11 protein-coding genes are annotated in these 13,666 nt (G+C 72.7%); 6 read left to right on the top strand and 5 right to left on the bottom strand.

All coding sequences use genetic code 11. The annotated features are described in order from the left end of the window. Positions 1 to 31 precede the first annotated feature (31 nt). From ACFY6S_RS00740 to ACFY6S_RS00750, 3 genes are read right to left on the bottom strand one after another with little or no spacing between them, the layout of a single operon-like run. Positions 32 to 1,105, bottom strand: coding sequence for an ABC transporter permease (locus ACFY6S_RS00740; protein ID WP_388828765.1), 1,074 nt, complete (start codon positions 1,103 to 1,105; stop codon positions 32 to 34). After that, complete coding sequence (locus tag ACFY6S_RS00745) at positions 1,089 to 2,138, bottom strand: ABC transporter permease (RefSeq protein WP_388828762.1); 1,050 nt, start codon at positions 2,136 to 2,138, stop codon at positions 1,089 to 1,091. Before ACFY6S_RS00745 ends, ACFY6S_RS00740 begins: the two co-directional genes overlap by 17 nt. Further along, on the bottom strand, positions 2,135 to 3,658 hold the full coding sequence (locus ACFY6S_RS00750) for a sugar ABC transporter ATP-binding protein (protein ID WP_388828759.1): 1,524 nt from the start codon (positions 3,656 to 3,658) through the stop codon (positions 2,135 to 2,137). The genes ACFY6S_RS00745 and ACFY6S_RS00750 overlap by 4 nt, the downstream gene beginning before the upstream one ends. 276 nt (positions 3,659 to 3,934) lie before the next feature. Here ACFY6S_RS00750 and rhaI point away from each other — a divergent pair, with 276 nt between their 5' ends. The 6 genes from rhaI (at position 3,935) to ACFY6S_RS00780 (ending at position 12,001) form a co-directional block, all read left to right on the top strand. Beyond that, positions 3,935 to 5,104 carry an L-rhamnose isomerase gene (gene rhaI / locus ACFY6S_RS00755; RefSeq protein WP_388828756.1) on the top strand — a complete coding sequence of 390 codons (1,170 nt, stop codon included), beginning with the start codon at positions 3,935 to 3,937 and terminating at the stop codon, positions 5,102 to 5,104. A 59-nt stretch (positions 5,105 to 5,163) separates the two neighbouring features. Next, positions 5,164 to 7,215: a bifunctional aldolase/short-chain dehydrogenase gene (locus ACFY6S_RS00760; RefSeq protein WP_388828753.1), complete on the top strand. Its 2,052-nt coding sequence runs from the start codon at positions 5,164 to 5,166 to the stop codon at positions 7,213 to 7,215. Positions 7,216 to 7,307: 92 nt separating this feature from the next. Then, positions 7,308 to 8,798 carry a rhamnulokinase family protein gene (locus ACFY6S_RS00765; RefSeq protein WP_388828750.1) on the top strand — a complete coding sequence of 497 codons (1,491 nt, stop codon included), beginning with the start codon at positions 7,308 to 7,310 and terminating at the stop codon, positions 8,796 to 8,798. Positions 8,799 to 8,906: 108 nt separating this feature from the next. Beyond that, positions 8,907 to 9,929: a LacI family DNA-binding transcriptional regulator gene (locus ACFY6S_RS00770; protein ID WP_388829158.1), complete on the top strand. Its 1,023-nt coding sequence runs from the start codon at positions 8,907 to 8,909 to the stop codon at positions 9,927 to 9,929. Between the two features lie 156 nt (positions 9,930 to 10,085). Beyond that, complete coding sequence (locus ACFY6S_RS00775) at positions 10,086 to 10,826, top strand: carbonic anhydrase (protein WP_388829155.1); 741 nt, start codon at positions 10,086 to 10,088, stop codon at positions 10,824 to 10,826. A gap of 197 nt (positions 10,827 to 11,023) precedes the next feature. Further along, entirely contained in the window at positions 11,024 to 12,001 is a 978-nt protein-coding gene (locus tag ACFY6S_RS00780; protein WP_388828747.1) for a fibronectin type III domain-containing protein, read from the top strand. Between the two features lie 29 nt (positions 12,002 to 12,030). Here the strand turns inward: ACFY6S_RS00780 and ACFY6S_RS00785 are convergent, their stop codons facing one another. Both ACFY6S_RS00785 and ACFY6S_RS00790 read right to left on the bottom strand, forming a co-directional pair. Beyond that, complete coding sequence (locus tag ACFY6S_RS00785) at positions 12,031 to 13,017, bottom strand: DUF6397 family protein (RefSeq protein WP_388828744.1); 987 nt, start codon at positions 13,015 to 13,017, stop codon at positions 12,031 to 12,033. Between the two features lie 154 nt (positions 13,018 to 13,171). Beyond that, the gene (locus tag ACFY6S_RS00790) at positions 13,172 to 13,585 is read right to left on the bottom strand and encodes a roadblock/LC7 domain-containing protein (RefSeq protein ID WP_388828741.1); all 414 of its coding nucleotides are present in this window, start codon (positions 13,583 to 13,585) and stop codon (positions 13,172 to 13,174) included. Positions 13,586 to 13,666: the final 81 nt, after the last annotated feature.

Here is a 13,666-nt window from a genome sequence, read left to right on the forward strand (position 1 = left end):
AGGTTCGGGCGCGGCGGGCTGGACGGGGGCTTCAGGGCTGGGTGACGGTGGCGTCGGCCGCCTGCCGGTGGCGGCGCTCGACGACGGTGGCGATCACCCGGGGGGTGAGCACGGAGGCGACCAGCAGCAGTCCCGTCACGATGACCTGGACCTCGTTGGGCACGTCGTTGAGCGTGAGCAGGTTCTTGAGGACGCCGATGAGCAGCACGCCGGCGACGGCGCCGAAGAGCGTGCCCTTGCCGCCGTCGAAGTCGACGCCGCCGAGCAGGACGGAGGCGATGACGAGCATTTCGAAGCCGAGGCCGTTGTCGGCGCGGGCGCTGCCGTACCGGAGGGTGAAGACGATGCCGGCGAAGGCGGCGAACACGCCGGTGACCACGAAGAGGATCAGCTTGTAGCGCTTGACCCTGATCCCGGCGAAGTGGGCGGCCTCCTCCTGCGCGCCGATGGCGAACAGGGACCTGCCGAAGGAGGTGGAGTGCAGCAGGACGGCCGTGGCGAGGGCCAGGACGATGAACAGGGCGACCGGGTAGGTGAGGAAGGTGCCGGGGACGGTGGTGGTGTCCACGGCCCAGTCGGCGTACGCACGGGGGAAGTCGGTGACGGCGTCGCTGCCGAGCGCGACCGAGGCGAGGCCGCGGTAGAGGGCGAGGGTGCCGATGGTGACGGCCAGCGAGGGCAGGCCCACCCGGGTGACCAGCCAGCCGTTGAGCAGTCCGCCCGCGACCCCGACGAGCAGCACCACCGGGACGATCAGCTCGAAGGCCCAGCCCGCGTTCCACAGGGCGCCGGTCAGGGCGCTGCCCAGGCCCAGCATGGAGGCGACGGAGAGATCGACCTGTCCGGCCACCACCAGCAGCGTCATCGGCAGGGCGATGAGGGCGACTTCGGCGATGTCGTTGAAGGCGAAGGCGAGGTTCTCACCGGAGGCGAAGCCGTCGGTGGTGAAGAGTCCGGCCACGAGGACCGCCACCAGCAGGGCGCCGACCGCCGAGTCCCAGCGCAGTCCGACGGCCCGGACGCGTTCGCCGGGTGTGGGGCCGCGTTCGTGCGGCGCCTTCGCCGGGGGCAGCGGCGCGGTCCGTGTGTCAGGCGCCATTCCCATGTCGGGCGCTCCTCTTCCTCAGTGCTGCTGTCATGCGCAGGGACACGATGCGGTCGACGCTGATGGCGGCCAGGAGCAGCGCGCCGGTGATGGCGCCCTGCCAGAACGCGTCGACCTTCAGGACGATCAGCGCGCTGCCGATGGTGGTGAGCAGCAGCGCGCCGAGCGCGGCGCCCCAGACCGTGCCGGTGCCGCCGGTGATGGCGACACCGCCGACGACCACGGCGCTGACGACGGTGAGTTCCCAGCCGTGCGCGTTGTCCGCGACGACCGTGCCGAAGCGGGCGAGCCACAGGGCGCCGGCGAACCCGGCGACGGCGCCGGAGAAGGCGTAAGCGCCGAGGACGCGGCGGCGGATCGGTACACCGGCCAGCCGGGCCGCCTCCGGGTTGGAGCCGATGGCGTACAGCTCGCGTCCCGAGCGGTAGGAGCGCAGGAAGTACGCGGTGGCGGCGAGCAGGGCCAGGGCGATGAGCGGCAGCCACGGGATGCCGAGGACGCCGCCGCTGCCGAGGTTCAGGATCGGGTCGGGCACGTCGTTGGCGCTGATCTGCTCGCCCTGCGCCCACCAGTAGTCCAGGCCCTGGATGATGTAGAGCATGCCGAGGGTGACCACCAGCGCGGGCACCCGGCCGAAGCTGACCAGCGCGCCGCTGACCAGTCCGCAGGCCACGCCGAGGGCGATGCCCAGCAGCAGGACGGTGAGCACGCCGTGGTCGGTCCCGGCGACGAACCTGCCGCAGGCGAAGGCGGAGAGGCCGACGACGGAGCCGACCGAGAGGTCGATGTTGCGGGTGACCACGACCACGGACTGGCCGACGGCGAGCAGGACCAGGATCGAGGCGTTCAGCAGCAGGTCCTTGACGCCCTGGTCGTCGAGGAAGCGGGGGTTGGAGATCCAGGTGAAGAGGATGAGCAGCGCCAGGGCCCCGGCGATACTGATCTCCCTGGCCCGGAACACGGCGTCCACCAGCGAGCGGGCCGAGCGGCCCTCTTCGGTGTCCGTGGGGGGCTGGTCGAGAAGTGTGGTCATGCCGCGGCCCTTTCAGCCGATCCGGTCGCCGCCGCCATCACGGTCTCCTCGGTGGCCCCGGCGCGCGGGATCTCCGCGGTGAGCCGCCCCTCGCGCATCACGAGCACCCGGTCGGCCATGCCCAGCACCTCGGGCAGGTCGGAGGAGATCATGAGGACGGCGAGGCCCTCGGCGGCCAGGGCGGAGAGCAGCCGGTGCACCTCGGCCTTGGTGCCGACGTCGATGCCCCGGGTGGGTTCGTCGACGATGAGCACGGCGGGTTCGGTGGCCAGCCACTTGGCGAGGACGACCTTCTGCTGGTTGCCGCCGGAGAGCACGCCGACGGGGTCGGCGAGGCGGTTGTACTTGAGCTGGAGGCGTACGGCCCAGTCGGCGGCCCGGCCGCGCTCCAGGGCACGGCGCACCAGACCGCCCCGGCCGAGCCGGTCCAGACCGGTGAGGGCGATGTTCCGTTCGATGGACATGTCCATCACCAGTCCGCGCTGTCTGCGGTCCTCGGGGACGAGTGCGAGCCCGGCGTCCATCGCGGCGGTCGGCGAACCGGCGGGCAGCGCGCGTCCGTCGACCACCACCTGGCCGGCGTCGGCGCGGTCGACGCCGAAGACGGCCTGGGCCACTTCGCTGCGTCCCGCGCCGACCAGCCCGGCCAGGGCGACGATCTCGCCCCTGCGGACCTCGAAGGAGATGTCGTGGAAGACGCCCTCCCTGGTCAGCCTGCGCACCGAGAGCGCGGTCTCGCCGACGGTGGTGCGCTGCTTGGGGTAGAGCTCGCCGAGGTCGCGGCCGACCATGGAGCGTACGAGGTCGTCCTCGGTGAGTCCGGCCAGCGGCCGCGAGGAGATCAGCCTGCCGTCCCGCAGTGTGGTGACCCGCTGGCAGAGCGCGAAGATCTCCTCCAGCCGGTGGGAGATGAACAGGACGGCGACGCCTTCGGCCCGCAGGGTCCGTACGACGGAGAACAGCCGGGCGGTCTCACTGCCCGTCAGGGCCGCGGTGGGCTCGTCCATGACGAGGACGCGCGCGTCGAAGGAGAGCGCCTTGGCGATCTCGACGATCTGCTGGTCGGCGATGGACAGTCCGCGGGCGGGCCGGTCGGGGGCGAGTTCCACCCCGAGGCGCCTCATCAGCGCCTCGGTGGTCTGCCGTACGGCCGCGTGGTCGATCCGGCACAGCGCCCGCCGCGGCTGGCGTCCCATGAAGATGTTCTCGGCGATCGACAGGTCGGGGAAGAGTGTCGGCTCCTGGTAGATGACGGCGATACCGGCGTCGCGGGCGTCGGCAGGGCCGTGGAAGACGACGGGGGACCCGTCGAGCAGCACCTCCCCGGAGTCGGGCCGGTGCACCCCGGCGAGCGTCTTGATCAGGGTGGACTTGCCCGCGCCGTTCTCCCCGGCGAGGGCGTGCGCCTCACCGGGGAACAGACGCAGGGAGACGTCCCGCAGGGCCCGTACGGCGCCGAAGGACTTGCTCACGTCCTCGAGGGCCAGGACCGGAGCGGGGCCGGTGGCGGGCTGGTTCATGAGGGCTCCTCAGCAGCGTTGGCCGTGTGGCGCCACCCGCCGTGAAAGGTTTCAAAGAAGTTGCACGGAAGCTAAACGGCGGTGACGGGCGGCGTCAATGGGCCGTGCGCGACATTTTCCGGGCGATCCGCAAGGGTGCGGCGGCGAGACGCGCGGTCCTGCGCGAAGGGTTGACACATCCCGGCGACTGCCCATAACTTCACCGCGATGAAACGATTCATAAGGAATCGCGGCACCGACTCGTCCGACGAGTCCGCACCACGGGAGCGCTGAGAGATGACGGGTCGATCCACCGTGTCCGCTGTGAAGGCGGCGCTGAAGTCACAGACCGTCGAGACGCCGTCGTGGGCGTTCGGGAACTCCGGTACGCGGTTCAAGGTCTTCACGCAGGCCGGGGTGCCCCGCACGCCGGACGAGAAGCTGGCGGACGCCGCCCGGGTGCACGCGCACACCGGTGTGGCCCCGACGGTCGCCCTGCACATTCCGTGGGACCGCGTGGACGACTACGCGGCGCTGGCCGCGCGGGCGCGCGAGTTGGGGCTGCGGGTCGGGGCGATCAACTCGAACGTGTTCCAGGACGACGACTACAAGCTGGGATCGGTCACCCACCCGGACGCGGCCGTGCGCCGCAAGGCGCTGGGGCATCTGCTGGAGTGCGTGGACGTCATGGACGCCACCGGGTCGCGCGATCTGAAGCTGTGGTTCTCCGACGGCATCAACTACCCGGGCCAGGACGACATCTCCGCACGGCAGGGACGGCTCGAAGAGGCTCTGGCGGCGGTGTACGAGCGGCTCGGCGACGATCAGCGGATGCTGCTGGAGTACAAGCTGTTCGAGCCGGCGTTCTACGCGACGGACGTGCCGGACTGGGGCACGGCGTACGCGCACTGCCTCAAGCTCGGTGAGAAGGCCCAGGTCGTCGTGGACACCGGGCACCACGCGCCGGGCACCAACATCGAGTTCATCGTCGCGCTGCTGCTGCGGGAGAGGAAGCTCGGCGGGTTCGACTTCAACTCGCGCTTCTACGCGGACGACGACCTGATGGCCGGCGCCGCGGACCCCTTCCAGCTGTTCCGGATCATGTACGAGGTGATCAGGGGCGGCGGCTACACGCCGGAGACGGCCTTCATGCTCGACCAGTGCCACAACATCGAGGCGAAGATCCCCGCGATCATCCGCTCGGTGATGAACGTCCAGGAGGCCACGGCCAAGGCACTGCTGGTGGACGCGCAGGCGCTGGACGCGGCGCAGCGCTCCGGGGACGTCCTGGCGGCCAACGCGGTGCTGATGGACGCGTTCAACACCGACGTACGCCCGCTGGTGGCCGAGGCGCGCGCCGAACTGGGCGCGGACGCCGACCCCGTCGCCGCGTACCACGCCTCCGGATACGGCGAGAAGATCGTCGCGGAGCGGGTCGGCGGCGACCAGGCAGGCTGGGGCGCCTGACCCCGCCGGGCGCCGACAACGCCTTCCGCCCCGAAGACCGCACTTCACAGAGGGACATGATGACCGACCAGCCCCGCCTTCACCCCGAGGCCGAGCAGCTGCTCGCCCGCTCGCACCGGCTCGGCGCCGACCCGCGCAACACCAATTACGCGGGCGGCAACACCTCCGCCAAGGGATCCGCCACCGACCCGGTGACCGGCGACGACGTCGAGCTGATGTGGGTGAAGGGATCGGGCGGCGATCTGGGCACCCTCCGGGCGGCCGGCCTGGCCGCGCTGCGGCTGGACCGGCTGCGCGCGCTGACCGCGGTCTATCCGGGGGTGGAGCGCGAGGACGAGATGGTCGCCGCGTTCGACTACTGCCTGCACGGCAAGGGCGGGGCGGCCCCGTCGATCGACACGGCGATGCACGGTCTGGTCGACGCCCCGCACGTCGACCATCTGCACCCCGACTCGGGCATCGCGCTGGCCTGCGCGGCCGATGGCGAGAAGCTGACGGCCGCGTGCTTCGGCGACACGGTCGTCTGGGTGCCCTGGCGGCGCCCCGGCTTCCAGCTCGGCCTGGACATCGCCGCCGTCAAGGCGGCGAACCCGCGGGCGATCGGCTGTGTACTCGGCGGCCACGGCATCACCGCGTGGGGCGCCACCTCCGAGGAGTGCGAGCGCAACTCCCTGCACATCATCCGGACGGCCGAGGCGTTCCTCGCCGAGCGTGGCGCGCCCGAGCCGTTCGGCCCCGTACTGCCGGGGTACGAGCCGCTGCCCGAAGGACCGCGACAGGCACGGGCCGCCGCGCTCGCGCCGCTGATCCGCGGGCTCGCCTCCACCGACCGGCCGCAGGTCGGCCACTTCACCGACAGCGCGCCGGTGCTCGACTTCCTCTCGCGGGCGGAGCATCCGCGGCTGGCCGCGCTGGGCACGTCCTGCCCCGACCACTTCCTGCGGACCAAGGTCCGCCCGCTGGTGGTCGATCTGCCCGCCGACGCGCCGCTGGAGGAGGTGCGCGGGCGGCTGGCCGCACTGCACACCGCGTACCGCGAGGAGTACCGCGCGTACTACGAGCGGCATGCGACGCCCGGCTCGCCGGCGATGCGCGGCGCCGACCCGGCGATCGTGCTGGTGCCCGGGGTGGGCATGTTCTCCTTCGGCAAGGACAAGCAGACCGCCCGGGTCGCGGGCGAGTTCTATGTGAACGCCGTCAATGTGATGCGCGGCGCCGAGGCCGTCTCCACGTACGCGCCCATCGAGGAGTCGGAGAAGTTCCGCATCGAGTACTGGGAGCTGGAGGAGGCCAAGCTGCGCCGGATGCCGGCGCCGAAGGCGCTGGCCACCCGGGTGGCGCTGGTGACCGGCGCGGGCTCCGGGATCGGCCGGGCCATCGCGCGCCGGCTGGCCGCCGAGGGCGCCTGTGTGGTGGTCGCCGATCTGAACGCCGAGGGCGCGGCGTCGGTCGCCGAGGAGCTGGGCGGCCCGGACCGGGCGGTCGCGGTGACCGTCGACGTGACGGACGAGGAGCAGATCGGGGCGGCGTTCGACGCGGCGGTCCTCGCCTTCGGCGGGGTGGACCTGGTCGTCAACAATGCCGGCATCTCGATCTCGAAGCCGCTGCTGGAGACGACGGCCCGGGACTGGGACCTCCAGCACTCCATCATGGCCCGGGGCTCCTTCCTGGTCTCGCGCGAGGCAGCCCGGGTACTGGGCGACCAGGGCCTCGGCGGCGACATCGTCTACATCGCGTCCAAGAACGCGGTGTTCGCGGGTCCCAACAACATCGCCTACTCGGCGGCCAAGGCCGACCAGGCCCATCAGGTGCGGCTGCTCGCGGCCGAGCTGGGCGGGCTGGGGATCCGGGTCAACGGCGTCAACCCCGATGGTGTGGTGCGCGGTTCGGGGATCTTCGCGGGCGGCTGGGGCGCGGAGCGCGCGGCGGTGTACGGGGTGGAGGAGGAGAAGCTCGGCGAGTTCTACGCGCAGCGGACGATCCTCAAGCGGGAGGTGCTGCCCGAGCATGTGGCCAACGCGGTGTTCGCCCTCACGGGCGGCGACCTCAGCCATACGACGGGGCTGCACATCCCGGTGGACGCGGGCGTCGCGGCGGCGTTCCTGCGCTGACCGCCGCCGGGCGGGGCTCGCGGACGCGACCCGGCTCGGTCCCGGCCGCCCGCCGCTCCTCCGCCGTTCGACAAGCTCCCACGAGGTCAGTCGTGTCACTCCCCCACCCGCTTCCCTTCGCCGCCGTCGATCTCGGCGCGTCCAGTGGACGCGTCATGGTCGGTCATGTGTCCGACCGGGGCGCCGGAACGCTGCGTCTCGACGAGATCCACCGCTTCCCCAACCGGCCGGTGCGGACGGCCGGCACGCTGCACTGGGACATCCTGTCCCTGTACGCGGGCGTGCTGGACGGGCTGCGGGCGGCGGGGGCGGCGGCCGGACGGGCGCCGACGAGCGTGGGGATCGACACCTGGGCCGTCGACTACGGTCTGCTGGACGCGTCGGGCGCGCTCCTCGGCAACCCGGTCCACTACCGGGACACCCGCACCGATGGCCAGGCCGAGAAGGTCGGCGCGGTGCTCGGACCGGCCGAGCTGTACGCGGCCACCGGGCTCCAGTACCTGCCGTTCAACACGGTGTACCAGCTCACCGCCGCGCGGGGCACCGCCGCGCTCGCTGCCGCGAACCGCCTGCTGCTGATCCCCGATCTGATCGCGTACTGGCTCACCGGCGAGGCCGGTACGGAACTCACCAATGCCTCCACCACCCAGCTCGTCGACCCCCGCACCCGCGACTGGTCCCCGGTCGTGACCGGGGCGCTCGGTATCGATCCGGGGCTGTTCGCACCGCTGCGCGGTCCCGGCGATCCGGCCGGGGAGCTGCTTCCCGAGGTGCTCGCCGAGACGAGGCTGAGCGGCCCGGTGCCGGTGACGGCCGTCGGCTCGCACGACACGGCATCCGCCGTGGCGGCGGTGCCGGCGTCCGGGGAGCGCTTCGCCTATGTCGCCACCGGCACCTGGTCGCTGGCCGGCCTCGAACTCGACGCCCCCGTCCTGACCGAGGAGAGCCGGCGGGCCAACTTCACCAATGAGCTGGGGGTGGACGGCACCGTCCGTTATCTGCGCAACATCATGGGGCTCTGGCTGCTCCAGGAGTGCCTGCGCGCCTGGGAGTCCGAGGGAGCGCCGCAGCGGCTCGACCGGCTGCTCGCCGAGGCGGCCGAGGTGCCGGGCCTCCGCTCCTACGTGGACGCCGACGATCCGGCGTTCCTGGCACCCGGCGACATGCCGGCGCGCGTTGTGGAAGCCTGCCGCCGCGCCGGCGGGAGGCCGCCGCGGACCCCGGCGGAGATCACGCGCTGTGTGCTGGACTCGCTGGCGCTCGCGCACCGGCGCGCGATCGAGGACGCGCAGCGGCTGTCCGGCCGGACCGTGGACACCGTGCACATCGTCGGGGGCGGCGCCCACAACGCGTTGCTGTGCCAACTCACGGCCGACGCCTGCGGCCTGCCCGTCGTCGCGGGTCCCGCGGAGGCCGCCGCACTCGGCAACGTACTCGTCCAGGCGCGCGCCGCGGGCGCCGTGCGCGGTGACCTGTCCGATCTGCGCGCGCTGGTGCGCGGCACGCTGGCCCCCCGGCGCCACGAGCCGACCGGCGACCGGGAAGCCCGGCGGGAATGGGACCGCGCGGACGCCGGCCGGTGACACCGGTCCCCGGCTCGCGCACCGGGGCCGCTCCTGCCCGCCGTCCCCCGATATGATGGTCCACCTGGTCAGGGGTACCCACGAGATGTGACAGGACAGGCAGGACGCGTGGCGCAGACGGTCGGCATCAAGGATGTGGCCAGGCTGGCCGGGGTCTCGGTCGGCACCGTCTCCAATGTGCTGAACCGCCCCGAGAAGGTGTCCGAGCACACCCGGGTGCGGGTGCGCGCGGTGATAGACCAGCTGGGATTCGTGCGGAGCGAGACCGCCCGTCAGCTCAGGGTCGGCACCAGCCGCATTCTGGCGATCCTGGTCCTCGACATGGCCAATCCGTTCTTCGTCGCCGTCGCCAAGGGCGCGGAGCGCGCCGCGCGCGAGACCGGTCTCGGCGTGATGCTCTGCAACAGCGCGGGCAGCCCGGCGGAGGAGGCCGAGTACCTCTCGCTCTTCGCCGAGCAGCGGGTGCGCGGGGTGCTGCTCACCCCGGCGGACGCGTCCGGGCGCAATGTGCGGGACTTCGCGCGCCGGGGCATCCCCTTCGTGCATGTGGACCGGGCCGTACCGGCCGCCGAGGGGTGCTCCGTTTCGGTGGACGATGTGGCGGGCGGCGCGCTGGCGGTACGGCATCTCCTGGCGGCCGGGCACCGCTCCGTGACGTACATCAGCGGCCCGATGTCGCTGCCCCAGTGCCGGGACCGGCGCTCGGGCGCGCTCAGCGCGCTGCGCGAGGCGGGCCTGCCGGCGGAGTCGCTGCTCCAGGTGGAGGCGGCGCGGCTGGATGTCGCCTCGGGCATCGACGCCGGGGCCCGGCTGCTGGGGCTGGCCGAACGTCCCACCGCGGTCTTCTGCGCGAACGACCTGCTGGCGCTGGGCGTTCTCCAGGCCATGTACGGGGCCGGGGTCGATGTGCCGGGTGATGTGTCGATCGTCGGGTACGACGACATCGAGTTCGCCGCCGCCGCGGTCGTACCGCTCACCTCGGTGCGGCAACCGGCGGCCGCCATGGGACGGACGGCGGCGGAGATGCTGATGGACGAGACGGGCCCCGAGGCGGAGCACCACACGCACCGTTCCGTCGTGCTCCGTCCCGAGCTGGTGGTCCGCAGTTCGACGCGTCGGCTGGACGGCTGACCGCCGGGCGGCGCCGGGACGACGGCGCTCGACACTGCGCTCCGGGCCACCGCCGCCGAATCCCCGGTGGCCGAGGGGCAGTTGACTCAAGATCAGGTCAATTTCTCGCCAACAGAAACCAATGGCCAAAGATGTCACGGATAGTCTCCGGCCGTGATAACGACCAGACAGGCGCGTGCCGCCTCCCCCACGGGCTCTCCCCGTCGCTCCCTGCTCCGCGCGGCCCTCGCGGGAACCGCCGCCACCGCGGCGGCGGGCCTGACCGCGCCCTCCGCGAGCGCCGCCACCAGGGCCCGCCCGGAACGCCCCCGGCCGACCACCCCGGACGAGGCGCTCCGGGAACTCACCGAGGGCAACCGCCGCTGGCGGACCTTCCGCGAGCAGCACCCGCACGAGACGAGGACGGTGCGCCAGGCTCTCGTGTCGGGCCAGCACCCTTTCGCCGTCGTCCTCGGCTGCATCGACTCGCGCGTGCCACCGGAGTTGGCCTTCGATCAGGGGCTCGGTGACCTGATGACCGTGCGCTCGGCCGGCGAGGTCCTGGACGAGGCCGTGCTCGGCAGCATCTGCTACGGCGCGCTGGAACTGGAGATCCCGCTGATCCTGGTCCTCGGGCACCAGTCGTGCGGCGCCGTCGCCGCGGCTGTCGAGGCGGACCGGACCGGGGCGCGCCTCCCGGCGCACATCCAGTATCTGGCGGACGAGATCCGCCCCGCCATCGACCACACCAGGGAAGGCGCCGAGCGCGTCGACTCCACCGTGAGCGCGCAGGTCAACGCCGTACGCGCGCGTCTCGCCGCGGAACCCGACCTCGCCGCCAGGATCGCCGGAGGGAAGCTGGCCGTCGTCGGCGCGCGCTACGAGCTCACGACCCAACTCGTCCACCGCATCAGCTGACCCCGCACCGCTTCCGGCAACCGCACGGCCGGAGCGGCCCCTCGCCTTTCCGCCGCCCCGCTCCCGCCGGAGCGGGGCGGCGGCGCGTCGCACCCTCTCCCTCATCCGAACCGTCCGCCCTCTTGATGTGAACCCGACAGCTGTGTCATACATGGTCCAGACCAATTGCCCCGGGTGTGCAGACGAAGGAAACGGCCATGCCAAGGAACGCCGCACGTGCCGCGCTCGTACCGGCCTCGCTCCTGCTCGCCCTGGCCGGGTGCGGCGCGAACGACGACCCGGCCCAGCCACCTCCCGCGCCCGCCGGGGTCACGGCCCAGGCCGGGAGCGCCACCTCCGTCCACGTCATGTGGGAGCGGGCTCCGGAAGCCGCCGGGGTGCGCGTGTACGAGGTGTACCGGGGCGGCGTGAAGGTGAAGGACGTCCCGGCCGAACGGAACATGATCGATGTCTCCGGGCTGAAGCCGTCGACCTCTTACACCTTCACCGTCCGCGCCCGCGGCGCCGAGGGCGCGCTCTCCCCGCACAGCGGTGACGTGCCGGTCACCACCCCCGCCGACGTCACCGAGGACACCGAACCCCCCGCCCGGCCCACCGGGGTGACGGGAAAGAGCGACGGCCCCCGGGGCGCCCGGCTGAGCTGGGACCGCCCCGAGGACGGCCGGGGCATCGTCTCCTACGACATCCTCCAGGGCGACGCGCGCGTCCACAGTGTCGCGGGCGACGCCACCTCCGCGCGGATCACCCGGCTGCGCCCGGGCACCCACTACCGCTTCACCGTCACCGCCCGCGACGCGGCCGACCGCACCTCGCCGGCCGGGCGGACGGTCGAGATCACCACCCCGCGCGGGCCGGGGGACGACCCCGACACCGCCCCGACCGGCTTCCGGGCCGCGACGCACACCGCCGACGGCGCGTACTACGCCGATCTGTCCTGGCTGGCCCCGGACACCGGTGTTGACGTCCCCGAGTACCAGATCTATCTGGACGGGTCCTTCGCGACCACGCTGGTCTGGGGCGCGCAGGCCCCCAAGGGCCGGGCCACCTACAGCGTGTACGTGAGCAAGAAGGCCGGCGAGACCTACCGGGTGAAGCTCAGGGCCCGGCTGCCCGACGGCACCTGGGGCGCGTTCTCCCCGGAGCGGACGTTCGTCACCGGAGCGGACCGCCCCTGAGACCGGCGCGGGCACCACCGTCGACCGCGTCACCGCCTCTCACCACCGCTGGGCGCGTCGACGTCACGCATGGAGCCATCGACCCGTCCGAGGACGAGCCGACCGGACCGCGCGCCCCGTCCGATCCGCAGCCGGGCCAGCAGCCGCCCCCGGCGCTTGGGCCGCGACGGCGCGTGCCCGCCGGGCGGGCGCGACGCGACAGCCCCCCGCCGCTGCGGCGGCCCGAGGCGGGCGGCCCCCTCGGGGCGCGGGGCGGGCCGCACGGACCGGGCCTTGGCCAACAGGCCCTCCAGACCGGCGTGATGCCACCGGATCTCGTCCGGGTCGTCCGCCACCACCAGCCGCCGCACCACCTCGCGCGCCGCCTCCGACGCGGAGTGGGTCTGGGCGAGATCGGGCCGGAGCCGGTTCAGATAGGCACGCTCATAAGGGTCGCGCACCAACTCGGCGAGGTGGGCCGGGTCGAGCACAGAGCCGACGACGGCGGCCCGCTCCCAGGCGTCATCGCTCTCGTGCAGCAGCAGGCCGACGCGCCGACCGCGCCAATTGCGCGGCCTGCGGTCCTCCCCCGCGTCGAGTCCGGCGCGCAGCGCCTGCGGGAACCGGCCGGTCAGCAGGACCGGCTCCGTCGCGACGAACGCCCGCAGATCATCGGCCAGATAGAGCCACACCACCGCCCGGTACCGGTTGAGGTAGAACTTCACCGGCGCCACGAACCCGGCCCGCGCCAGCCGCGTGAAGCGCCCGGGAGTGACGGACATCAGCTCGGCGCCCTCGGCGGTGCCCACGGTCCGCACCCGCTCGCGCAGCGCGCCGGGGAACCCTTCGGCGGCGCGTAAGCGGTCGATCTCCTGCCTGGTGACCTGCCGAGGGCCGACCGCCGCCCCCGCGACGGTACGGATGTGCCCCAACTGCGCGGCGAGCGCGAACTCTCCGCGCCTCAGCTCCAGTTCCTGTGCGGCCCGGTCGACACCGACCGATTCCGGCCTCCGCGTCCCTGCGTCACCGACGGACATGATGATCCCCCCGTGAGTACCCATTACTCTCGGTGACGACCGTAGCGTGGGCCGGGGCGCGCCCGCTCGGCCTGTGGATAACTCCTCGATCGGGCCGCGTCCACGTCGGCGGCAGCCCCGCGCCCATGGCGGCGCGGGCTGCGCGTTCTTCCGCTCAGAGGCCGCTCAGGCTGGTGCCGCCCGGCTGTCGCGCCGCGACACCGAGGTGCTCACCGACCCGGTTGACCAGCAGCGTCATCTCGTAGGCCACCTGGCCGACATCGGCCTCCGCCGTGGTGAGGACACACAGGCAGCTGCCCTCCCCCGCCGCGGTGACGAACAGGAGCGCCTCGTCGAACTCCACCATGGTCTGCCGGGCCTGTCCCGCCTTGAAGTGCCGCCCCGATCCGCGCGCGAGGCTGTGCAGCCCCGAGGAGACCGCCGCGAGGTGTTCGGCGTCCTCGCGCGCCAGCCCCGAACTGGCCCCCGTCACCAGACCGTCGTTGGAGAGCACCAGCGCGTGCTTGATGTGTTCGACCCGCTCGGTCAGGTCATCCAGCAGCCAGTCAAGACCCTTTTCGAGTGGCATGGCCGTCCCTCCCCGTTCACATGTTCCCGTGTCCGCAACGCCCGTAGCGTTCCGTACCGGCCGCTCCCGCGCAAGCGGCTC

The organism is Streptomyces sp. NPDC012835 (assembly GCF_042900885.1).
Taxonomy (GTDB): Bacteria; Actinomycetota; Actinomycetes; order Streptomycetales; family Streptomycetaceae; genus Streptomyces.

Bases quoted from the DNA above. Each gene is read 5' to 3' on its own strand.
- ACFY6S_RS00750 (WP_388828759.1), bottom strand. From the start codon at position 3,658: ATGAACCAGCCCGCCACCGGCCCCGCTCCGGTCCTGGCCCTCGAGGAC.
- ACFY6S_RS00790 (WP_388828741.1), bottom strand. From the start codon at position 13,585: ATGCCACTCGAAAAGGGTCTTGACTGGCTGCTGGATGACCTGACCGAG.
- rhaI (WP_388828756.1), top strand. From the start codon at position 3,935: ATGACGGGTCGATCCACCGTGTCCGCTGTGAAGGCGGCGCTGAAGTCA.
- ACFY6S_RS00760 (WP_388828753.1), top strand. From the start codon at position 5,164: ATGACCGACCAGCCCCGCCTTCACCCCGAGGCCGAGCAGCTGCTCGCC.
- ACFY6S_RS00785 (WP_388828744.1), bottom strand. From the start codon at position 13,017: ATGTCCGTCGGTGACGCAGGGACGCGGAGGCCGGAATCGGTCGGTGTC.
- ACFY6S_RS00740 (WP_388828765.1), bottom strand. From the start codon at position 1,105: ATGGGAATGGCGCCTGACACACGGACCGCGCCGCTGCCCCCGGCGAAG.
- ACFY6S_RS00745 (WP_388828762.1), bottom strand. From the start codon at position 2,138: ATGACCACACTTCTCGACCAGCCCCCCACGGACACCGAAGAGGGCCGC.
- ACFY6S_RS00780 (WP_388828747.1), top strand. From the start codon at position 11,024: ATGCCAAGGAACGCCGCACGTGCCGCGCTCGTACCGGCCTCGCTCCTG.